Origin of the sequence: Microbacterium sp. NPDC057658, assembly GCF_042799975.1 — a bacterium.
GTDB lineage: Bacteria > Actinomycetota > Actinomycetes > Actinomycetales > Microbacteriaceae > Microbacterium.
In genome coordinates this window covers 524,634-546,203 of sequence record NZ_JBHVHT010000002.1, presented here as the reverse complement: position 1 = coordinate 546,203, position 21,570 = coordinate 524,634, and the positions used below count along the sequence as shown (strand labels likewise).

At 72.5% G+C, this 21,570-nt stretch carries 20 protein-coding genes; 12 read left to right on the top strand and 8 right to left on the bottom strand.

What is annotated here, in order from left to right; translation table 11 throughout:
* Positions 1–164 precede the first annotated feature (164 nt).
* The 4 genes from ACFU8V_RS16110 to ACFU8V_RS16095 are packed head-to-tail and all read right to left on the bottom strand — an operon-like array spanning position 165 to position 4,356.
* Positions 165–1,187, bottom strand: a complete 1,023-nt coding sequence (locus tag ACFU8V_RS16110) for a hypothetical protein (protein ID WP_378872712.1) — start codon at positions 1,185–1,187, stop codon at positions 165–167.
* Complete coding sequence (locus tag ACFU8V_RS16105; RefSeq protein ID WP_126893620.1) at positions 1,184–2,419, bottom strand: ATP-binding protein; 1,236 nt, start codon at positions 2,417–2,419, stop codon at positions 1,184–1,186. The genes ACFU8V_RS16110 and ACFU8V_RS16105 overlap by 4 nt, the downstream gene beginning before the upstream one ends.
* On the bottom strand, positions 2,409–3,068 hold the full coding sequence (locus ACFU8V_RS16100; protein WP_060923517.1) for a response regulator transcription factor: 660 nt from the start codon (positions 3,066–3,068) through the stop codon (positions 2,409–2,411). Before ACFU8V_RS16100 ends, ACFU8V_RS16105 begins: the two co-directional genes overlap by 11 nt.
* 43 nt (positions 3,069–3,111) lie before the next feature.
* The gene (locus tag ACFU8V_RS16095; RefSeq protein ID WP_378872709.1) at positions 3,112–4,356 is read right to left on the bottom strand and encodes a class I SAM-dependent RNA methyltransferase; all 1,245 of its coding nucleotides are present in this window, start codon (positions 4,354–4,356) and stop codon (positions 3,112–3,114) included.
* A 23-nt stretch (positions 4,357–4,379) separates the two neighbouring features.
* Between ACFU8V_RS16095 and ACFU8V_RS16090 the strand changes: the two genes are divergently transcribed.
* Both ACFU8V_RS16090 and ACFU8V_RS16085 read left to right on the top strand, forming a co-directional pair.
* Positions 4,380–5,015, top strand: coding sequence for a nucleoside triphosphate pyrophosphatase (locus ACFU8V_RS16090; RefSeq protein ID WP_126893618.1), 636 nt, complete (start codon positions 4,380–4,382; stop codon positions 5,013–5,015).
* Between the two features lie 78 nt (positions 5,016–5,093).
* Positions 5,094–6,860: a biotin carboxylase N-terminal domain-containing protein gene (locus ACFU8V_RS16085; RefSeq protein WP_083370892.1), complete on the top strand. Its 1,767-nt coding sequence runs from the start codon at positions 5,094–5,096 to the stop codon at positions 6,858–6,860.
* Positions 6,861–6,942: 82 nt separating this feature from the next.
* On the opposite strand, the gene ACFU8V_RS16080 is transcribed toward ACFU8V_RS16085, so the two are convergent.
* Positions 6,943–8,391: an NAD(P)H-quinone dehydrogenase gene (locus ACFU8V_RS16080; protein WP_025105680.1), complete on the bottom strand. Its 1,449-nt coding sequence runs from the start codon at positions 8,389–8,391 to the stop codon at positions 6,943–6,945.
* 48 nt (positions 8,392–8,439) lie between these two features.
* Here ACFU8V_RS16080 and ACFU8V_RS16075 point away from each other — a divergent pair, with 48 nt between their 5' ends.
* Genes ACFU8V_RS16075 through ACFU8V_RS16065 form a run of 3 tightly spaced genes read left to right on the top strand, consistent with a single transcriptional unit; the run spans position 8,440 to position 11,206 of the window.
* Positions 8,440–9,273, top strand: a complete 834-nt coding sequence (locus tag ACFU8V_RS16075) for a purine-nucleoside phosphorylase (protein ID WP_338566422.1) — start codon at positions 8,440–8,442, stop codon at positions 9,271–9,273.
* Positions 9,270–10,940, top strand: coding sequence for a phospho-sugar mutase (locus tag ACFU8V_RS16070; RefSeq protein ID WP_378872703.1), 1,671 nt, complete (start codon positions 9,270–9,272; stop codon positions 10,938–10,940). Before ACFU8V_RS16075 ends, ACFU8V_RS16070 begins: the two co-directional genes overlap by 4 nt.
* Positions 10,941–10,942: 2 nt before the next feature.
* Positions 10,943–11,206, top strand: coding sequence for an HPr family phosphocarrier protein (locus ACFU8V_RS16065; protein WP_062636571.1), 264 nt, complete (start codon positions 10,943–10,945; stop codon positions 11,204–11,206).
* Between the two features lie 3 nt (positions 11,207–11,209).
* On the opposite strand, the gene ACFU8V_RS16060 is transcribed toward ACFU8V_RS16065, so the two are convergent.
* Positions 11,210–13,132 (bottom strand): PRD domain-containing protein, encoded by a 1,923-nt coding sequence (locus ACFU8V_RS16060; protein WP_062764717.1) that lies wholly within the window; start codon positions 13,130–13,132, stop codon positions 11,210–11,212.
* A gap of 163 nt (positions 13,133–13,295) precedes the next feature.
* Here ACFU8V_RS16060 and ACFU8V_RS16055 point away from each other — a divergent pair, with 163 nt between their 5' ends.
* The 7 genes from ACFU8V_RS16055 to ACFU8V_RS16025 are packed head-to-tail and all read left to right on the top strand — an operon-like array spanning position 13,296 to position 19,570.
* Positions 13,296–13,613: a PTS sugar transporter subunit IIB gene (locus tag ACFU8V_RS16055; protein ID WP_025105675.1), complete on the top strand. Its 318-nt coding sequence runs from the start codon at positions 13,296–13,298 to the stop codon at positions 13,611–13,613.
* Complete coding sequence (locus ACFU8V_RS16050; RefSeq protein ID WP_062636567.1) at positions 13,610–13,891, top strand: HPr family phosphocarrier protein; 282 nt, start codon at positions 13,610–13,612, stop codon at positions 13,889–13,891. Before ACFU8V_RS16055 ends, ACFU8V_RS16050 begins: the two co-directional genes overlap by 4 nt.
* On the top strand, positions 13,888–15,573 hold the full coding sequence (ptsP, locus tag ACFU8V_RS16045) for a phosphoenolpyruvate--protein phosphotransferase (RefSeq protein ID WP_082758338.1): 1,686 nt from the start codon (positions 13,888–13,890) through the stop codon (positions 15,571–15,573). The genes ACFU8V_RS16050 and ptsP overlap by 4 nt, the downstream gene beginning before the upstream one ends.
* On the top strand, positions 15,570–17,204 hold the full coding sequence (locus ACFU8V_RS16040; RefSeq protein WP_025105672.1) for a PTS mannitol transporter subunit IICB: 1,635 nt from the start codon (positions 15,570–15,572) through the stop codon (positions 17,202–17,204). Before ptsP ends, ACFU8V_RS16040 begins: the two co-directional genes overlap by 4 nt.
* Complete coding sequence (locus ACFU8V_RS16035; RefSeq protein WP_025105671.1) at positions 17,201–17,635, top strand: PTS sugar transporter subunit IIA; 435 nt, start codon at positions 17,201–17,203, stop codon at positions 17,633–17,635. The genes ACFU8V_RS16040 and ACFU8V_RS16035 overlap by 4 nt, the downstream gene beginning before the upstream one ends.
* Positions 17,632–18,786 carry a mannitol-1-phosphate 5-dehydrogenase gene (locus tag ACFU8V_RS16030; RefSeq protein WP_378872696.1) on the top strand — a complete coding sequence of 385 codons (1,155 nt, stop codon included), beginning with the start codon at positions 17,632–17,634 and terminating at the stop codon, positions 18,784–18,786. The genes ACFU8V_RS16035 and ACFU8V_RS16030 overlap by 4 nt, the downstream gene beginning before the upstream one ends.
* Before the next feature lie 37 nt (positions 18,787–18,823).
* Positions 18,824–19,570: an alpha/beta hydrolase gene (locus tag ACFU8V_RS16025; protein WP_378872693.1), complete on the top strand. Its 747-nt coding sequence runs from the start codon at positions 18,824–18,826 to the stop codon at positions 19,568–19,570.
* On the opposite strand, the gene ACFU8V_RS16020 is transcribed toward ACFU8V_RS16025, so the two are convergent.
* Both ACFU8V_RS16020 and ACFU8V_RS16015 read right to left on the bottom strand, forming a co-directional pair.
* Entirely contained in the window at positions 19,567–20,436 is an 870-nt protein-coding gene (locus ACFU8V_RS16020) for a carbohydrate kinase family protein (protein ID WP_303709469.1), read from the bottom strand. The genes ACFU8V_RS16025 and ACFU8V_RS16020 overlap by 4 nt on opposite strands.
* A 27-nt stretch (positions 20,437–20,463) precedes the next feature.
* Entirely contained in the window at positions 20,464–21,570 is a 1,107-nt protein-coding gene (locus ACFU8V_RS16015; protein ID WP_378872688.1) for a xylanase, read from the bottom strand.

Below are 21,570 nucleotides of genomic sequence, written 5' to 3'. Positions count from 1 at the left end.
TACAGACAACCGTTGCTCGGGACCGCAGACTAGAGGAGACGCTTCGCGTTCGGCTGGTCTCTCTGTCCCAGGGTAGACAGACGCTGATCGGCCACCAGCGGACGGTTTTCGGGTAACTGTCCGCACGGCGAGGGGCAGGCGGATTCGCCGCCCCTCGCCCACTCTCATCTCCGCGCGTCGGACGTCGTCCCGCGCCGCGCTCTCGTGATCTCGTGCCACAGGTCTACGGAATCGTCGTCCGATGCCCGCAGACCCGCGCGACCGACGACGGTGACGGCGACGAGCGGGTCTCGTGCGGAGCGGATGATGATGCGCCCCGTCCCGGCGCTGCGGAGCACCGACGCGAGCTCGTCGCGGATCTCCATGCGGCGGCCCTCGTCGACGCCGTCGAGTCCGCCCTCGTCGAACACGGTCACCGAGGCGCCGCGACGGCGGGCGGCATCGATTGCGTTGCGGACGTCGTCGTTCAGCAGGTCCGCCCCGCGCAGCTCGTCGCGGAGGCGCCCCTCGGCGAGCCGCGCCTCCAGCCGCTCGTCCTCGTCGAGCTGGCCGCGTGACGCCACCACCCGGCTGAGGACGGGGCCGGCGACCGCGAGGGCGAACTGGGTACGGAGGCGGCGCTCGCGCTGGCGCACCCGTTGCGTCGCGTGCCAGGCCGACACCGCCTGCTGGATCTCCGACAGGCGCTCCGTGTCGCTCACGGCGCGGTCCCAGAACATCACCAGGAGCTGGGCGACCGCGACCCACATGATCGACCCCACGACGCCGAGGTTCAACGCCACTCCGAACCCGAGGGGGGCGGAGGCGGCGACGACGAGCACGACCAGCGTCGCCCAGCCCGCCCACGCGCGGCGACGGACCACGCAGACGATGCCGAGCAGCCCCAGGGCTCCGATGTACCAGGTGGCGAAGGGCGCCGTCCGATCGTCGGGATCCAGCGAGAGGGTGACCAGCACCGGGATGACCGCGCTCGCTCCGAGGGCGAGGAGCGCCGACCACAGCGGCATGCGCACCGTGACCGGACTCCCGAGGATCGCGATGTTCACCACCACGAGGTACACGGCGATGGCGAGGACCATGAGCAGCGGAGCCGTCGGCTGCTCGATCCACCAGATCCCCCGGGCGACGAAGTACAGCGCGAAGCCGACGGCGAGCGAGGTGGCGACGCTGCGGACGGTCCGGTTCATGAGCGCTCCCACCCCAGGGTCACGACGGTGCCTTCCGCATCCGAGGAGATATGCGCGGTCCCGGCCACACCGGCCATGCGGGCGAGGATCGAGGCGCGGATGCCGAGCCGGTCGGGACCGATGGCGTCGACGTCGAAGCCGCCACCGGTGTCCGAGATCGTCACGGCGATGCCCTCGTCACCGTGACCGACGACGAGGATGTGCAGACCACGACCGTGGGCATGCGCGACGGCGTTCCCGATCGCCTGGCGGGCGGCGAGCACGAGGGCCCGCGCGGCCCGCCCCGGGATGAGGCCGCTGCCGCCGCGCTCCTCCACGATGGCGTCCGCGCCCAGCTCGGAGAGTGCTCGTCGCAGTTCCACGACGATCTGCGCGGCCCCCACCGGCTCGTCGCTGCCCTCCTCCGCGACCGCCGCCTCGGTGTTCGCGAGCCGCGTGAGGGCCTCCCTGGCCATCGCCACGGCGAGCTCCCGTGCCCGCTCGCCCTCCGCGCGCTCGGCGGCGATGAGAGCCGCGAGGACGCTGTCGTGCATGAGGGCCGACATCGCGACCCTCTCCTCCTCCGCAGCCGCGGCCGCGGCCGCCGTGGCATACGAGGCCACGGCCGTCCCCCGCGCTTCGTCCACGCCCGCGGCGACCGAACGGAACATCCAGCCGAGCGACACGATCACGACGCCGAGGATCAGCGTGAAGGAGACGTCGAACGCCGTCGTCACCCAGAACTCCCGGGAGAACTCCCCCTGCACCAGACGCACGTACCCGTAGACGAAGGGCACGCCGACGGCCCATGCGAACTGCAACCGCACGGGGAAGGCCAGCATCGCCGCCACCACGCCCACGTTCACGAGGAAGAAGATCCACGGCTGGTCGCCCGCCACCTTGTCCGTGGGGTCGACGACGACGGGCCACGCCGCGAGCGCGAGCACGTACACGACGGCGAACACCCCCGCGGCCAGGCGCACGCCGCGTCCGACCAGACAGGCGACGAGCATCGCGGTCAGCGGTACGAAGACGGCGACGAGCATCGAGATGTGGGGCGCGTCCGCGCGGGACATCGTCTGCACGGCCGCGATCAGCGCCTGCGCTCCGAGCACGGCCGACCCCAGGGCGACGACGATCGCGAGGATGCGCTCCATCCGCTTGCCGGTGAACCGCTCGAAGCCGTTCTCCGCGCTGCCGGGAGAAGGGATCTTGCTCCAGGCGTCGCGGACGCTCAGCGGCTCAGCGGGCACTCGGCGCCCCGTCGGCCGTCACGATGCCGTCCTCCATCGCGCGCCGCAGCAGATCGACCTTGGTGGGCGCCGGCCGACCGACCTCGACGTACTTCACCCGGATCCGGGTGATGTTCTCCTTCGCCGTGGAGTACGCGACGCCGAGACGCTCGGCCACGGCCTTCAGCGGCAGGCCCGTCGCGTACAGACGCAGCACCTCCCGCTCGCGGCTGGACAGCTGCGCGTCGGCGAACGCGCGGTCGCCGTCGACCGCACTCGCCCACTCGACGTTGTTCAGCGCCTCGCCCTGCGCCACGGTGCGGATCGCGTCCAGCACGTCGTCGAGGGCCGACGACTTGCTGACGACACCGGCCGCCCCCGCCGCCAGCGCCTCCCGTACCGCTGCGGGCCGGTCGGCGACGCTGTGGATCACGACGCTGGCGCCGTCGGCGACGAGGGACACGACGTTCTCCGTCACCGTCGTCCCGTCCCCCAGCGTCAGGTCGAGCACGACGACGTCGGCCGGCGGGGCACCCGTGGAGGACCGCCACACGAGGTAGGAGCCGACCGTGCTCCCGGTGAACACGACGGTCTGCCCGTCCCTGGCGCACGCGGCCTCGAGGCCGAGGCGGACGGACTCGTGGTCGTCGATGAGGGCGACGGTGCTCATGCCCACAGCCTAGTGAGTCGCGGACCGGGGGCCGGGAATGCGCTCACCGGGTGAGCAGGGCGACGACCTCGAAGTGATGCGAATGCGGGAAGAGGTCGAACCCGCGGAGCGCGTCGACCTGCCACCCCAGGCCCCGGAAGGTACCGAGGTCGCGCGCGAGGGCGACAGGGTCGCAGGCGACGTAGGCGATCGCGGACGGAGCCAGCGCATGCACGCCCTCCACGACCGCGCGCCCGGCGCCGGACCGGGGCGGGTCGAGCACCACCGCCCCCGTCGCGCCCCCGCGCCGCGGCTGCTGCAGGAAGCGGTCGACCCGGGCCGTGACGGCGGTCACGTCGAGCGGGGCGAGGTTCGCGGCGGCGTGCTGCGTCGCGCGGCGGCTGGATTCGACGGTCACGACGTCGGTGCCGCCGAGATCCGCGAGAGTCCGCGCGAACAGGCCCACTCCGCCGTACAGGTCGTAGTGCGTCGCGTCCGGCTCCACGTGTCCGTCGAGCAGCCCGTACACGGCGCCGTCGAGGACGGAGGCGGCGCGGGGGTGCACCTGCCAGAACCCGCCGGCGTCGACGTCGAACGTGCGGTCGCCGACGCGCTCCTGCACCACCTCGGGCTTCGGCCGGGGGCGGCGGTCCCTGGGCGCCCGGCGCTCGGCCTCGGGGTGCCGGAGGATGCGCACGCGACCGTCCGCGGGCTCCACGAGCTCGATGCGCCCCGGCTTCTCGCCCTGCAGGGCCAGGGCGGCCTCGGCGATCTCGGGGCGGGCGAGCGGGTAGGTCGACACCGGCACGACGCGGTGGCTGCGGGCGGCGAAGGGACCGATCCGCCCGGCATCGTCGACGTGCAGGGTCACCCGCGTGCGCCACCCCGTCCCGTCGCCGGACTCCACGGCCTCGATCTCCGGGGCCTCGAGTCCGGGACCGGCGAAGCGGTCGAACGCCTCCGCCAGCACCTGTCGCTTGAGCGCGCGCTGGTGGTCGAGCTCGATGTGCCCGAGGTCGGCGCCGCCGGGTCGCTGGGCGGGGTCGTGCGCGACGTCCGCCTCCGGCCAGATGTGCGGCCGGCGATGCGGGGAGGCGTCGAGGACCTCGAGCGTCTCGGCGCGCCAGAAGCTCCGGGTGTCCGGCTCCCCGGCGGCGGGGGACGGATCCAGCAGGCGGGCACGGACGCGCTCGCCCGGGACCGCGTCCGAGACGAAGATCACGCGGCCTTCGTGACGGGCGATGAAGGTGCCTCCGTGGGCGATGCCGGTGATGTCGAGATCGAGCACGTCGGCTGCGGAGGAAGTCATCCTTCGAGGATACGGTGGTCTCCATGCGCGTCTGCCTCGCCTCCACCTCCCCCGCCCGGCTCATGCTGCTGCGTCAGGCCGGCATCGAACCCCTCACGCTGTCGCCGGAGGTGGACGAGGACGCCCTCGCCGCCGCGGCCGAGGAGCGCATGGGTCCCGTCGCACCCGCCGACCTGGTGCTGCTGCTCGCCCGCGCCAAGGCCGCGGCCGTCGCCGAGCGGCTGGCCGCCGAGGGCGCGTTCGACGGCATCGTCATCGGCGGGGACTCGATGTTCGCGCTCGGGGAGCGGGTGTACGGCAAGCCCTACACGCCGGAGGAGGCCACACGCCGGTGGCAGGAGATGCGCGGTGCCACGGGCGTGCTGCACTCCGGGCACTCCGTGTTCCGTGTCTCCCCCGGCGCGGCTCTCGTCGAGGCGACCGCGGTCGCGGAGGCCGCCGTGACGTTCGCCGAGGACATCGGCGATGAGGAGATCGCCGCGTACGTGGCATCGGGGGAACCGCTGCACGTCGCCGGGGCCTTCACCGTGGACAGCCTCGGCGGCGCCTTCATCACCCGGGTCGAGGGCGATCCCTCCACCGTGGTGGGCATGTCGCTGTCCACCGTGCGCCGCCTCACCGCCGACCTCGGGGTCCGGTGGACGGATCTGTGGTCGTAGACTCCCCTCCACGTTTTTCCCTCTTTCTTGTCGAGAGTCGTCAAAAGTATCGGGATGCTACTCGCTAGGCTGGCAACCATGCCTGAAATCGCGAAGGTGCTCGTCGCCAACCGCGGCGAGATCGCCGTCCGCATCGTCCGTGCCGCTCGTGACTCCGGGATCGCCTCGGTCGCCGTCTACGCCGACCAGGACAGGGACGCGCTGCATGTGCGCCTGGCCGACGAGGCGTATGCGCTCGGTGGCGCGACCAGCGCCGAGACGTACCTCCAGATCGAGAAGATCCTCTCCGTCGCCCGCCGCGCCGGTGCCGACGCCGTGCACCCCGGCTATGGCTTCCTCGCGGAGAACGCCGAATTCGCGCGCGCGGTGATCGACGCCGGGATGATCTGGATCGGCCCCTCCCCGGAGGCGATCGAGGCGCTCGGCGACAAGGTCACCGCCCGCCACGTGGCCGAGAAGGTCGGCGCGCCCCTCGCGCCCGGCACCCCCGGCCCGGTCTCCGGTGCCGACGAGGTCGTCGCCTTCGCCCAGGAGTACGGTCTGCCGATCGCGATCAAGGCGGCCTACGGCGGCGGCGGACGCGGCCTCAAGGTCGCCCGCGAGCTCGACGAGGTCGAGGAGCTGTTCGAATCCGCCACCCGCGAGGCCGTCGCCGCCTTCGGCCGCGGCGAGTGCTTCGTGGAGAAGTACCTCGACAAGCCCCGCCACGTCGAGACCCAGTGCCTCGCCGACGCCGAGGGCAACGTCGTCATCATCTCGACTCGCGACTGCTCGCTGCAGCGCCGGCACCAGAAGCTCGTGGAGGAGGCACCGGCCCCGTTCCTCACGCCCGAGCAGAACGAGAAGCTCTACTCGGCGTCCAAGGCCATCCTCAAGGAGGTCGGCTACGTCGGCGCGGGCACGTGCGAGTTCCTCATCGGCGCCGACGGCACGGTCTCCTTCCTCGAGGTGAACACCCGCCTCCAGGTCGAGCACCCGGTGTCCGAGGAGGTCACCGGCATCGATCTCGTCCGCGAGCAGTTCCGCATCGCCGCCGGCGGCACGATCGACTACGACGACCCCCAGCCGCAGGGCCACTCCATCGAGTTCCGCATCAACGGCGAGGACCCGGGTCGCGGATTCCTCCCCCAGCCGGGCCCCATCCACGTCTTCAAGACCTTCGGCGGCCCCGGCATCCGCCTCGACTCCGGTGTGACGGCCGGAGACGCGGTCTCCGGCGCGTTCGACTCGCTGCTCGCGAAGATCATCGTCACCGGCAAGGACCGCGCCGAGGCCCTGGAGCGCGCGCGTCGGGCCCTCGACGAGTTCGAGGTCGCCGGTCTGCCCACCGTCATCCCCTTCCACCGCAAGGTCGTCCGCGACCCCGCCTTCACGGCCGAGGACGGGACGTTCGGGGTGTACACGCGCTGGATCGAGACCGAGTTCGACAACGACATCCCCGCGTGGGACGGCGAGCTCGAGGCGCCGGCTCCGGCGAACGCCCGGCACACCGTGGTTGTCGAGGTCGGCGGCAAGCGCCTCGAGGTCAGCCTGCCCGATCGCGTCGCGGTCGCGCCCGGCACCACCGGCCGCCCGGCGGCCGTGCCGCCGTCGCGCCGCAGCCACGCCACGGTCGCCAACGCCGGTGCGTCCGGTGACGCGGTGAAGTCGCCGATGCAGGCCACGGTCGTCAAGGTCGCGGTCGAGGAGGGGCAGCAGGTCGTCAAGGGCGACCTCGTCGTCGTCCTCGAGGCGATGAAGATGGAGCAGCCGCTGCAGGCGCACAAGGACGGCGTGGTGGGCAACATCGACGCCGCCGCGGGCACCACGGTCTCCGCCGGCCACCAGCTCCTCACGATCTCCTGACCCCGAGACCCCGCTTTCACGCCGAGACCCCGGGCTGCAGATGTCTGCAGCCCGGGGTCTCGGCGATTGCGCGGGGTCTCGGTCAGGAGATGTTCACGAGGTGCATCGCGCGGCTCGCGTCGGTGATGCTGCTCGAGAGCGAGGGGTACGCGGCGAACACGCGGGAGACCTGGTCCACGGTGAGGCGACGCTCGACCGCGATCGCGATGGGGTAGATGAGCTCGGAGGCCTTCGGGGCCACGATCACGCCGCCGATCACCGTGCCGGAGCCCTTGCGGGCGATGAGCTTGACGAAGCCGTCCTTGATGCCCATCATCTTCGCGCGCGGGTTGGCGGCCAGCGGGAGCTTGTAGACCATGCCGTCGGCGAGGCCGTCCTCCACGTCCTTGACGCCGTAGCCGACGGTCGCGATCTCCGGCGCCGTGAAGATGTTGGAGGTGATCTTGATGAGCTCGAGCGGGATGACGATGTCCCCCAGCGCGTGGAACACCGCCGTCCGCCCCTGCATCGAGGCCACCGAGGCCAGCGGGAAGAAGTTCGTGCAGTCCCCGACCGCGTACACGTTCGGCACCGAGGTGCGCGCGACGCGGTTCACCCGGACGTGACCGGAGTCGTCGAGCTCGACGCCGGCCTCCTCCAGGCCGATGCCCGCGGTGTTCGGGATGGAGCCGACAGCCATGAGGCAGTGGCTGCCCTCGACGGTGCGGCCGTCCGACAGGGTCACGGTGACGCCGTCACCTGTGACCTCGACCTTCTCGGCCCGCGACTTGGACAGCACCTGCATGCCGCCACGCTTGAACACCTTCTCCAGCACCCGCGCCGCATCCTGGTCCTCGCCGGGGAGGACCTGCTCGCGGCTGGAGACGAGCGTGACCTTCGCCCCGAGGTTCATGTAGGCGGACGCGAACTCCGCGCCGGTCACGCCGGAGCCGACGACGATGAGGTGCTCGGGCAGCGCCTTCATGTCGTAGAGCTGGGTCCACGTGAGGATGCGCTTGCCGTCGGGCTTGGCGGAGTCGAGCTCGCGCGGCGAGGCGCCGACCGCGACGACGATGGTGTCGGCCTCGACGCGGTCGAAGTCCGTGCCCCGCTCGCCCGTGGAGACGACGATCGCGTTCGGACCCTCCAGCCGGCCGTGACCGGAGAGGATCCGCACGCCCGCGTCGAGGAGGGTGGTGCGCATGTCCTCGGACTGCTGACCGGCCAGCGCCACGAGGCGCTTGTTCACGGCGGCGAGGTTGATCGCGATCTCCGGCTTGAGCGGCTTGCCGTTCTCGCCCTTGGCGTAGAAGTTCACGCCCAGGTCGCTGGCCTCGGAGATGGCGACCGCGGCGTCCGCCGTCGCGATGAGGCTCTTCGACGGCACGACGTCGGTGAGCACGGCCGAACCGCCGACACCGACGCGCTCGACGAGGGTGACCTCCGCTCCGAGCTGGGCGGCCGCCAGGGCCGCCTCGTAACCGCCGGGTCCGCCGCCGAGGACGGCGACGCGCTGAGTGCGCTCGAAAGTGGTGGAAGACATGCTCTCCATTCTTCCGCAATCCTGGCACCGGAGCCTGCCACTTCCTAGAGTGGATCCATGCCTGAAACCCACAGCAACCCCCTCGACGACCCCGCTGCGAACCCGTTCGAGGTCGCAGCCGAAGCCGCCGCCGACATCGCGCGGCTGACCGGCGTCGAGAAGCACGACATCGCCCTCACGCTCGGCAGCGGCTGGGGCAAGGCGGCCGACCTCATCGGCGAGACCGTCGCGACCATCCCCGCGACCGAGGTCACCGGATTCTCGAAGCCCGCTCTGGAGGGCCACGTCGGCACCCTGCGCAGCATCCGGACGCCGGGCGGGAAGAACGTCCTCGTCATCGGCGCCCGCACGCACTACTACGAGAACCACGGCGTGCGCCGGGTCGTGCACAGCGTCCGCACCGCCGCGGCGACCGGGGCGAAGATCATGGTCCTCACCAACGGCGCCGGCGGCATCCGCGAGACGTGGAAGCCCGGTCAGCCCGTGCTCATCAGCGACCACATCAACCTCACCGCCGACTCCCCGCTCGAGGGCGCGACGTTCATCGACCTCACCGACCTGTACGCGACGCGCCTGCGCGACATCGCCCGCACGGTCGACCCCACGCTCGACGAGGGCGTCTACACGCAGTTCCGCGGCCCGCACTACGAGACACCGGCCGAGGTGCAGATGGCGAAGCACATCGGCGGGCACATCGTCGGCATGTCCACCGCGCTCGAGGCGATCGCCGCGCGCGAGGCCGGCATGGAGATCCTCGGGTTCTCGCTCATCACGAACCTCGCCGCCGGCATCCAGCAGACGCCGCTCAGCCACGCCGAGGTCATCGAAGCCGGACGCGAGGCGGAGCCGGTGATCTCCGCCCTGCTGGCCCGGGTGGTCGAGGCCCTGTGAGCGAGGAGCGGCTCGCCCAGGCCCGCGCCTGGCTGCGCCAGGACCCGGATCCGCAGACCCGCGACGAGCTCGCCGGCATCGTCACCCGGGCCGCCTACGGGGACGAGGCCGCTCTGGCGGAGCTCGACGACCGCTTCGGCAGCCGTCTCGCGTTCGGGACGGCGGGACTGCGCGGCGCCCTCGGGGCCGGGAGCAACCGGATGAACCGGGTGCTCGTCTCCCAGGCCGCGGCGGGCTTCGCGGCGTACCTGCGCGAGCGGGCCGCCGGGGCGACGCCGACGGTCGTGATCGGCTACGACGGACGCCGGAACTCCCGGGTGTTCGCCCAGGACTCCGCGGAGCTGTTCGCCGGGGCCGGCCTGCGCGCGATCCTGCTCCCCCGCCTGCTGCCGACGCCCGTGCTGGCCTTCGCCGTGCGGCACCTCGGCGCCGACGCCGGCGTGATGGTGACCGCGAGCCACAACCCGCCGGACGACAACGGCTACAAGGTGTACCTCGGCGGCGCGGATGCCGGCTCGCAGATCGTCGCTCCCGCCGACGCCGAGATCGCCGCCCACATCCAGCGGGTCGCGGACAGCGGCGACGTGCGGGCTCTGCCGCGGTCCACCGCCTACGAGACCGCGGGCGAGGATCTCGTCCAGGCCTACGTCGCCGCCACCGCCGCCGTCGCCCCGGCGCCCGCGGGGGCCCGCCGCCTGCGCTGGGTCTACACCGCGATGCACGGCGTCGGCTGGGAGACGGTCGCCCGCATCCTCGATGCCGCCGGCTACCCGCGACCGATCGTGGTCGCCGAGCAGCTGCATCCGGACGCGACGTTCCGCACGGTCTCCTTCCCGAACCCCGAGGAGCCGGGGGCCATGGATCTCGCGTTCGCCACGGCCCGGAGGGCGAAGGCGGACTTCATCCTCGCGAACGATCCGGACGCCGACCGCCTCGCCGTGGCCATCCCGGACGAGACCGCCGCGGACGGCTGGCGCCGCCTCACGGGCAACGAGGTCGGCCTGCTGCTCGGTGCCCGCGCCGCGCGCGCCGCGGACGGCACCCCGGGCGCCTCGCTCGCCTGCTCGCTCGTCTCCTCCCCCGGGCTCGGCGCCATCGCCGCCCACCACGGGCTGGACTTCCACGAGACGCTCACCGGCTTCAAGTGGATCTCCCGGGCGCCTGGCATCGTCTTCGGCTTCGAGGAGGCCCTGGGCTACCTCGTCAACCCCGAGACCGTGCGCGACAAGGACGGCATCTCCGCCGCGGTCGCCGTGCTCGGCCTGGCCGCCGAGGCGCAGGAGCGCGGGCTCACCCTCGCCGATCTCGTCCGCGAGGTCGGCGACACGTACGGGCACTTCGCGAGCGCGCAGGTGTCGGTGCGGGTGGCGGATCTGTCGCTCATCGGCTCGGTGATGCTGTCGCTGCGCTCACTTCCGCCCACCCAGATCGCGGGGCGTTCGATCGCGTCGGCCGAGGACCTGCTGCAGAGCGCTCCGGGGCAGCCCTCCGGAGACGTGCTGCGGTACCGGCTCTCGGACGGCTCGCGGGTGATCGTCCGGCCGAGCGGCACGGAGCCGAAGCTCAAGGTGTACATCGACGCCACGGGTGATTCCGCCGAGGCGGCCGCAACGGCCGTCGCCGAGCTGGAGGCGGGCGTCCGGGTCCTCCTGGACGAGCGCTCCTGACCATGCCCGTCCGCCACGTCGTCGTCAGCGCCCACAACGGCGTGCACGCACGACCGGTCGCGGAGCTCGTGCGCCTCGCGCAGGCGCACGAGCTCCCGGTCACGCTGCGCACCGCGGACGGTGCGGCGGTGGATCTGCGCAGCGTCCTCGCGGTGATGGACCTCGCCCTCGCCCCCGGAGACGCCGTGACCCTGGAGACACCGGCCGGCCCGGCATCGGAGAGCGTCCTCGACCAGCTCGCCCTGGTGCTGGCCCCCGACGCCTGAGCCTCAGCCGTCGATCACGGCGACGAGTTCGTCGAGGAAGCCCTCGAAGGTCGCGCTGCGCCGGACGATCCGCTGCACGCTCTCGCGCTCGCTGAACACCTCCACGAGCTGCTCGAACACGGTCTGGAAGGCGGCGCGGTCGCTCTCGCTGAAGGCGGCCAGCGCGACGACCTGCACGCGTCCCTCGCCCCAGGCCGCCGACCCCTCCGCCACGCCGAGTGCGATCGCCGTGCGGGCCGCGGTCATCTGCAGCGCATGCGGCACGGCCAGCGCGTCGGTGAACGCCGTGGAGGACATGCGCTCCCGGACGATCGTGTTCTCCACGTAGTCGTCGCCGATCAGGCCGGCCCGCACGAGCGGCGCGCCGAGCCGCCGGATGATGGCCTCCTCCCCTTCGTCCGGAAGAGGATGCACGAAGGCGTCGGGGTGGAAGTAGCGCGCGAGCTCCTCTCGGAGCCGGGCCAGCCGCCGCCCCCGGCGCAGGCGCCCGGCGGCCTGCTGGATGCGGTCGACGTCCGCGTCGGTGAGGAACGGCTGGATGCGCACGAACCGGTCGCCCGAGGCCCCGGGCTCGATCGTGCTCAGCACCAGGTCGGTGTCGAACGACGCCCAGTCCGGGTCGACGTTCGTGACGACGCTGGTGACCTCGATCGCGGAGCCCAGCGAACGGTCCACGCTCGAGCGCAGGAGTTCGTGGAGCTCGTAGTAGCCGGGGCAGACGATGGTCGCGGTGAGGATGGACTCCGCCTTGCGGCTCCGTTCCAGCCGGCCCCCGACGTGCATGGCGATGTAGGCGATCTCGTCGTCGTGGATGGGCGTGCCGAGCCGGTCGTGCAGACCGCTCGCGATCGACACCGCGACCTCGAAGATCATCGGGTAGGTCGTCTTCAGCGAGCGGGTCAGCGGATTGCGGGTGAGGGCGCTCTCCTCGGCGCGGCGCAGGAGGTTCTGCACGTGCAGCGCGAGACGGAGCACGAAGGTCTCGTCGACGAGGTCGACGCGGTAGTCCTCCGCGGCCCGCGCGATCTCCGCGCGGACCGCCGCCTCCACGTCCGGGGCGACGCCGCTGCGGGCGAGCTCCTGCGCCGCCTCGCCACCGGGGGCGACGATCCGGGTGAGGACCAGGGAGGCGAGGTGACCGCTGTCGCCCTCGCCCAGGACCACAGTGAAGTGCTCGGCCGCGAGGCGGGCGATCACCGCGCCCACCCGCGGGATCTCCGGTCGGGCTCCCACCGGCGGCGCGTCGAGGGCGCGCCCGGCGGCCACCCGCTCGGCGGCGATCGCGATGTGCAGCAGCACGTCGGCGATCGCGAGTTCGTTGACGTAGTAGCCGAGCTCGCCGAGCTCTCCCACCAGGGCGGACTTGAAGGGTCCCACCGCCCGCGCATCCACCGCCGTGCCGGAGAGGGCCCGCCGGAAGATCTCGGGGTGGAAGGAGGCGTCGTCCATCTCGTCGTGCGCGAGGCGGCTGAGCAGCCGGCGCTGGGCGGCCTCGTCTCCGCGGAGCCGCACCCGCTCCCGTGCGCGTTCGAGCGTGAGGTCCGTGCCGTCGAGGAGGCCGCGCACCCGCACGAGGTCCGCCTCCAGCGTCGCCTCGCTCACATGCAGGGCGTCCGCGGTGTCGAAGACGTCGATCCCCTCCTCCGCGTCCAGCAGCAGCCGGACCAGGGCGTGCAGCCGTTCGCGGGGCGCGGAGTCGCCGCCCTGCCGCACCCGGAGCGCACCGCGGGCACCGGGGCCCGCCCGATAGCCCGCCGGGCCGGACTCGACGACCGCGGCGCCGGGCGTGCGGGCGTTCAGGGCCGCGACGTAGGAACGGATGCTGCGGGGCGTCACGCCGAGGAGGTCGGCCAGCGTGCCCGCGGTCGCCCAGCCCTCCTCGCGCAGCAGGGCGGCGAGGAGCTGGTCCTGACGCTGGCGCGACATGATCCCTCCGAGTTCCCGTGCTGACGGCACTGTCCGACTGCTCTCCATGATGACAGCCTCCGGCGACAGGGGCGCGGCGAGCAGGGTTCCGCAGGGGCGGAAGAGAACGTGTTGGTGCCACCGCGGCCTGGTTTCCCAGACTGTTCTCAGGAAGGTGACATCGATGAGGATTCTCGTGGTCTGCGGCGCCGGGGCGTCGAGCACGTTCGTCGCCCAGCGCCTGCGCACCGCCGCCGCCGCGGCGGGACTGGACTGGGACGCGGACGCCGGCGTCGAGAGCACCGTCTCCCTCGGAGGGCACGACCTCGTCCTCGTGGGCCCACACCTCCGCGAGCGCCTCGGCGCCATCCGCGACCTGACCCGCGCGCCCGTCGCGGTCTTGCCGGATGACGTGTTCGCCGATCGCGACGGCGGCCGCACGCTTCTCCTCGCCCAGTCGACCCTCGCCGCTGCCGGCGGGGCCCCGAAAGGAACACCATGACCGCCACCCGCACCGTCCGCATCGGCTCCTCGCATGGACTGCACGCCCGGCCCGCCAAGATCTTCGCGCAGGCCGCGAAGGACTCCGGCCTCGCGGTCACGATCGCCAAGGACTCCGGCAAGCCGGTCAACGCCGCCAGCATCCTCGGGGTGATCGCCCTGGCCATCGAGCACGGCGACTACGTGACGCTCACGGCCGACGGCGACGGCGCAGAGGGGGTCCTGGACACGCTCACCGAGCTGCTGACCACCGACCACGACCAGGACGCCGCCGGATGAGCGCGCTGCGAGGGGTGGGCATCGGTCTCGGCGTCGCGCAGGGACCGGTCGTCCGCATGACTGAGGCGCTGCCCGCGCCCGAGAACACGCCGAGCACCGCGGGGGCGGACACCGAGCGTGCGCGGGTCCGCGAGGCCGTCGCCGTCGTGGCGCAGGAGCTGACCCAGCGCGGCGAGGCCGCCGGTGGTGCGGCGCAGGAGGTGCTCGAGGCGCAGGCGATGATCGCCGAGGACCCCACCCTGCAGGACGAGGTCGACAGCAGGATCGACGCCGGCGCCACCGCGGAGTGGGCCGTGCACGACGCCTTCGCGGGTTTCCGGGCCACGCTCGAAGCCGTCGGCGGCTACCTCGGTGAGCGCGCCGCCGATCTCGACGACATCGCGCAGCGGGTGCTCGCCCGGCTGCGCGGCGTGGAGGCCCCCGGCGTGCCCGACCCTGGGCACCCGTTCGTCCTCGTGGCGCGTGACCTCGCGCCCGCCGACACCGCACTGCTGAACCTCGACCAGGTGCTCGCCCTCGTCACCACCGACGGCGGCCCGACCTCCCACACGGCGATCCTCGCCAGGGAGAAGGGCATCGTGGCCGTGGTCGGCGTCGGCGACGGGCACGCCCTGACGACCGGGGAGACCGTGATCGTCGACGCGGCCGCGGGAGTCATCACCCGTGAGCCGACCGATGACGAGCGCGCCCGCGCCGCCGAGCGCGCCGCCGCCCGCCGCGCCGCCGACGACGCCCCGCTCACCCCCGGCGCCCTCGCCGACGGCACGCCGGTCGCGCTGCTCGCGAACCTGGGGAAGCCCGCCGACGCCGCCGACGCGGTCGCGCGGGGGGCCGAGGGCGTCGGCCTGTTCCGGACGGAGTTCCTGTTCCTCTCCGCGTCGCAGGCGCCGACGGTCGCCCAGCAGCGGGACGCCTACCGCGAGCTCCTGGAGGCCTTCCCCGGCAAGAAGGTCGTCGTGCGGATGCTCGACGCGGGGGCCGACAAGCCGCTGGCCTTCCTCAACGACGCACACGAGGAGAACCCGGCCCTGGGATTGCGCGGCCTGCGGGCGCTCCGCGCGAGCGAGGACATCCTCCGCGAGCAGCTGACCGCGCTGGCCGAGGCCGACGCCGCGACCGACGCCGACCTGTGGGTCATGGCACCCATGGTGGCCACCGTCGAGGAGACCGTGTACTTCACCGGTCTCGCCCGCGAGTACGGGCTGAAGACAGCCGGCGTCATGGTCGAGGTGCCCTCCAGCGCCCTGCTCGCCGACCGGGTGCTCGCGCACGCCGACTTCGCATCCATCGGCACCAACGACCTCACGCAGTACACGATGGCCGCGGACCGGCTGCTCGGTTCCGTCGCGTCGTTCCAGGATCCCTGGCACCCCGCGGTGCTGCGCCTGGTGCGCGAGGTCGGTGCGGCCGGTGCCCGTCTCGGCAAGCCCGTCGGCATCTGCGGCGAGGCCGCGGCCGATCCGCTGCTCGCCGTCGTCCTCGTGGGCCTCGGTGCGACGAGCCTGTCCATGGCACCGTCCGCCCTCGCCGACGTCCGCCAGGCGCTCGCCGCCCGGACTCGCGACGATGCCCTCCGTCTCGCGGAAGCCGCGCTCGGCGCGGACGACGCCCCCTCCGCCCGCACCGCTGCGGCGACCCTCGCCGCGGCACTCCCCCCTCATCAGAAAGAGACCACATCATGACGACGACGTCACCCGCCGCCACCGCCCCCGGTGGCCTCCGCGTGGGCGTGCAGCGTTTCGGCACGTTCCTCTCCGGCATGATCATGCCGAACATCGCGGCCTTCATCGCCTGGGGCTTCATCACGATGCTCTTCATCCCGAAGGGTTTCTTCGGGGCCGAGAGCCCGTTCGGCTGGCACTGGGCCGGCGTCGCCGAGATCATCGGCGGCGGCGGCGACTCCGCCGTCCTCGGCTGGCAGGGCGCGATGACCGCGGTCGCCGAGGGCGCGGACGGCAACATCCTGGCCTACGTGGGCCTGGTCGGCCCCATGGTCACCTACCTGCTGCCCCTCCTGATCGCGAACACGGCCGGACGCATGGTCTACGGCGAGCGCGGCGGCGTGGTCGCCACGATCGCGACCGTCGGCGTGATCGTCGGGACGAACATCCCGATGTTCCTCGGCGCCATGATCATGGGCCCGATCGCCGCGTGGATCATGAAGCAGGTCGACAAGCTGTGGGACGGCAAGATCCGCCCCGGCTTCGAGATGCTCGTCAACAACTTCTCCGCCGGCATCCTCGGCATGATCCTCGCCATCGTCGGGTTCTTCGCCTTCGGCCCGGTCATGCTCGGCATCAGCGCCGCGCTGGGGGCGGCCGTCGACTGGCTCGTCTCGCTCAACCTGCTGCCGCTCGTGTCGATCATCGTCGAGCCGGCCAAGGTGCTGTTCCTCAACAACGCCATCAACCACGGCGTGTTCACCCCGCTGGGGATCGAGCAGGCCGCGGAGACGGGCAAGTCGATCCTCTTCCTCATCGAGGCGAACCCCGGCCCCGGCCTCGGTCTGCTGCTCGCCTTCACCTTCTTCGGGGTCGGCGCGGCGAAGGCCTCCGCTCCCGGTGCCGCCATCATCCAGTTCTTCGGCGGCATCCACGAGATCTACTTCCCGTACGCGCTCAGCAAGCCGACCACGATCCTCGCGCTCATCGCGGGTGGAGCGGCCGGTGTGACCACCAACATGGTCCTCGGCGGCGGGCTCGCCTTCCCGGCGGCCCCGGGCAGCATCATCGCCGTGACCGCCGCGGCCATCGGGCCAGGCGTCGCCAACCTCCTCGTCGTCTACCTCTCGGTCATCATCGCGGCGACCGTGACGTTCCTCATCACCGGCGTCATCCTGCGGGCCTCGCGCAAGCGCGACCTCGCCGCCGAGGGCGACGCGTTCGGGGCGGCCATCGCACAGACCGAGGCGAACAAGGGCAAGTCGTCCGCGGCGATGGACGCCCTGCGCACCTCGACCGCGACGACGGCTCCGGAGACCACGCCGGCTCCCGCCACCACCGCCGTCGCGGCGGCCCCGATCGAGACCATCGTGTTCGCGTGCGACGCCGGCATGGGCTCGTCCGCCATGGGTGCCAGCGTGCTCCGCAACAAGCTGAAGAAGGCCGGCATCGAGGGCGTCACCGTCACGAACGCCGCGATCGCCAACCTCGACGGCGCCGCCGACGTGGTCATCACGCAGCAGCAGCTCACCGATCGGGCCACGGCGAAGTCGCCGGACTCCCTGCACGTGTCGGTGGACAACTTCATGAACTCGCCGAAGTACGACGAGGTCGTCGAGATGGTCAAGGAACAGCGAAAGGACGAAGAATGAGCGTTCTCACTGCCGAGCAGGTCCGCATCCACCCGGGAGGCGCGTCGCGCGACGACGCCCTCCAGGAGGCGACGGACATCCTCGTCGCCGCCGGTGCGGTGACCCCGGCGTACGTCGACGCGATGCGCCAGCGCGAGGAGACGGTGTCGACGTACATGGGCAACGGCCTGGCCATCCCGCACGGCACGAACGAGGCGAAGGACGCCATCCTCGCCTCCGCCCTCTCCGTCGTCCGCTACGACGGCGGCGTCGACTGGGACGGCGAGCAGGCGCGGTTCGTGATCGGCATCGCCGGCGTCGGCGACGAGCACCTCGACATCCTGTCGCGCATCGCGATCCTCTTCTCCGAGGAGGACGACGTCGCCCGGCTGGAAGCGGCGGCGACGCCGGACGAGCTGTTCGCTCTCCTCTCGGAGGTGAACGAGGGATGAAGGCGGTCCACTTCGGGGCGGGCAACATCGGGCGCGGTTTCGTCGGCCTGCTCCTGCACGAGGGCGGTTACGAGGTCGTGTTCAGCGACGTCGCGGACGCGCTCGTGGAGGCGATCGACCGGGCGGATTCGTACACCGTGCACGAAGCCGGCCCCGGAGGGACCGAACACGTCGTCTCCGGGTTCCGTGCGGTGAACAGCCGCACGGACCCCGCCGTGGTCGCGGAGGAGGTGGCGACGGCCGACGTCGTCACGACCGCCGTGGGCCCCACCGTGCTGCGGTTCGTCGCCCCGTCGATCGTCGCCGGACTCGCGCTGCGCTCCCCCGAGGCCGCGCCGCTGCAGGTGATGGCCTGCGAGAACGCCATCGGCGCCACCGATCAGCTGCGGCAGGAGATCGTCGCCGCGGCGGGGCCGGACGCCGATACGCTGCTCGGCCGCGCCGTGTTCGCGAACACCGCCGTCGACCGGATCGTGCCCGCGCAGCCGGAGGGCGGCGGCATCGACGTCACGGTGGAGCCGTACTTCGAGTGGGCGATCGAGGCCCGGCCGTTCGGCGACACCCCGCCGCGCATCCCCGGCGCCCACTTCGTCGACGACCTCGCTCCGTACATCGAGCGCAAGCTCTTCACGGTGAACACCGGTCATGCCGCCACCGCGTACTTCGGTGCACGGGCGGGCGTCGAGCGGATCTCGGACGCCCTCGCGGACGAGGCGATCGCCGCGCAGGTCTCCGCCGCCCTGGAGGAGACCTCGGCGGTGCTGGTCGTCGAACACGGTCTCGACCCCACGGAGCTCGCGCAGTACCGCGCGACCATCCTCGAGCGGTTCCGCAATCCCGCGCTCGTGGACACCGTGCAGCGCGTCGGCCGGCAGCCGCTGCGGAAGATCTCCCGGCACGAGCGCTTCATCGGTCCCGCGGCGATGGCCGCCGAGCACGGGCTGTCGACGGACGCGCTCGTGGCGGCCGTCGCCGCCGCGCTGGAGTTCGACGACCCTGCCGACGAGCAGGCGGTCGAGCTGCAGACGCTGCTCCGCTCCGAAGACCCCGCAGGCTTCACCGTCCGCACCACGGGGCTCGATCCGGAGCACCCGCTCTTCGCCGCCGTCCGCGACGCCGTGGCACTCCGCCAGGCGGCACTCGCCGGCTGAGCGGACGCGGCGTCCGGACGGGAGTAGCGTTGCTGTTGTGCAGCAGAAGCCCCGACGCCGCGTCCTGAGACGAGTCCTGTGGAGTGTGGCGATCGTCCTCGTGCTCGCCGTCGGCGGGATCCTCGTGTGGAGCCAGGTCGGCGTCATGGCCGCGGAGCCCGAACCGCTCGCCGCCGTCCGGGAGAACCCCGCGATCGCGGTGACCGATGCCGAGGAGGGGATCGTCCTGGAGCCTGCGGACGGCTCGTCCGACCGCGGACTCGTCTTCATCCCGGGGGCGAAGGTCGACCCGTGGGCCTACGCCTCGATCCTCCAAGGGATCGCGGAGGAGGGCACCACGGTCGTGATCACGCGGCCCTGGCTCAACCTCGCCTTCTTCGATCCCCGCGGCCTCGGCTCGTTCACGAGTGCCGCGCCCGACGTGGACACCTGGGCCGTGGGCGGCCACTCCCTCGGCGGGGTGCGCGCCTGCCAGCTCGCGACGGACGCCGATGCCCTCGTCCTCTTCGCCTCCTACTGCGCGACCGACCTCGCCGGAACCGACCTCCCGGTGCTCAGCGTCTCCGGCAGTGAGGACGGCCTCTCCACACCCGAGAAGATCGCGGACGCCCGCTCCGAGCTCCCCGCGGACGCCGAGTTCGTCGAGATCGACGGCGCCTCCCACGCCTCCTTCGGCGACTACGGGCCCCAGTCCGGTGACGGTACCCCGACCATCGACGACGACGAGATGCACGCCGAGGTCACCGAGGTCGTCGGCGGCTTCCTGGAGCAGATCGCTCCCTAGGCCGCCCGCGGATCCCCGAGGATGGGGTCGAGCAGCGGATGCAGGTGCCGGGTGGTGAGGACCCCGGCGGCAGACCGCGCGCCCGCCGAGAGCGCCGACGCCAGGTCCGCCCCCGCCAGCCGCGCGTCGAGGACTCCGGCCAGGAACGCGTCGCCCGCGCCATTGGTGTCGACGACGGTGGTCGGCAGCGCGGGCACCCGCAGCTCGGCGCCGTCCGCTCCGACCGCGACCGCTCCCTCCGCGCCGAGCGTGCACACCGCGAACGCCGCTCCCGCCGCGACGACGGCGCGGAGGAACTCCACCGGCGCGGCCAGCCGATCCGCGTTGCAGAAGACCGCCGCAGCCGCCGCCAGGAAGGGCCGGTGGTACCCGTCGACGCCGTCATAGTCGTGCACGTCGACCCAGAGCGGCGTGCCGCTGGCCGCCGCGAGCGGGAGCAGCCGCCGCGGCTCGGCGGCCAGATCGAGCACGACGGCGTCGGCCGCGGCCATCTCGGCGGCGTGCGCGGCGTCGTCCGTGCCTGACGTCTCCGTCGGCGTGGAGAGGTACAGCGACACCCGGTCGCCCTGCGCCGTCATGAGGTTGAGGTGCCGCTCCGTGGTTCCGTCCGTCCACTGCGCGACCACCCCGGCCGCCTCCAGTGCCGCACGCACCCGCAGCCCCTCCTCGTCCTCCCCGGCGACGGCATGCAGCACGACGGATCGGCCGAGCGCCGTCAGGCTCAGCGCCTTGCCCGCACTCGTGCCGCCGACCGTCTCCCAGCTCGCCTGCGCGAACTGCATGTGCGGCACGGGCTCGGGGAGTCGGTCGAGGAGGACCATGCGGTTCCAGGAGGCGGGACCGGCGAGGAAGACGGAAGCGGGCATGCCCTCATCCTCGCGCCTCGTGCGGGGTCACCCGATGCGCGACACCAGGGCATCCAGGCCCATTCCGTAGTCGATGCGCACGACGGGGAGGGCCAGCTTGTCCGTCCCGATCACCACGTATCCGGGATCGATGGTCCGCGCCAGCTCGTAGCCCGCCTGGCGGACGCCCTCCTTCGCCGTGTCGTCGTAGTGGCCGAACGGGTAGGCCACCACCTCGCGGACGCCGAGCACGTCCCCCGACGTGGTGAGATCGGCGGCGATCTGCGCGGGCGTCCCGTTGACCATGCGTCCCCTGCCGTCCTCGCCGGCCTGATGCATGTCATGGGTGTGCGAGCGCCGCTGGACCCACGGCGAGGGCGCGGGGTCCTGACGATAGGCCGTGACCATGAACGAGGTGCTGAGGAGCCGGTGCGCGTCCACCACCGGCACCGCGAGGTCGAACCACGTCTGATCGGCGTCGTCGTCGGTGATGATGACGCTCCGCGCCGGGAGGGAGAGCCGCCCGTCGATGAACGCGCTGAGCTCGTCCCAGGTCGGCAGATAGAAGCCGGTGGTCGCGATGTGCGCCATGTGCGCCTCGAAGTCGCCGATGTACGCGTAGTTGCCACGCAGCCACCCCTTCTCCCCCGCCGGGTCGGCCGTGAACTGGTGGTACATCAGGATGGGCACGCGCACGCCCTCGGCCGCGTTCTCCTCGGGCGTCTTCCAGGCGGCGAAGAGCTCCGTCTGCTGCTGCTCGCACGCGACCGGATCCGCGCCGTTCACCCGAGCTTCCACCGTGAAGGCGGCGGCAGCGTCGGCGCTGGCGTACCAGCCCGCGAACACCCGGCCGTCGAGCCGCGGGATCGGCAGCCCCCGATACGGCTCGTCCTGGAGCTGCAGCATCGGCGCGGTCGGCGCCCCGTCGCCGCGGAAGGTGACCGCGCACGCGCGGGGATCGTCCGCGTCCGCCAGGATCTGCTGCGACGGCGTGAGCGGAGGCGCCGTGACGGTGCCCCGGGCCTTCGGAACCCGCTCCTCCGGCGTGCGATGGAGCCCCGCGAACGCCGCGACGGCCCCTCCGACGATCACGACGGCGACGAGCGCGCCGACGACTCCGGCTCGTGGACGCGACGACCTCCCCCCGGAGCGCAT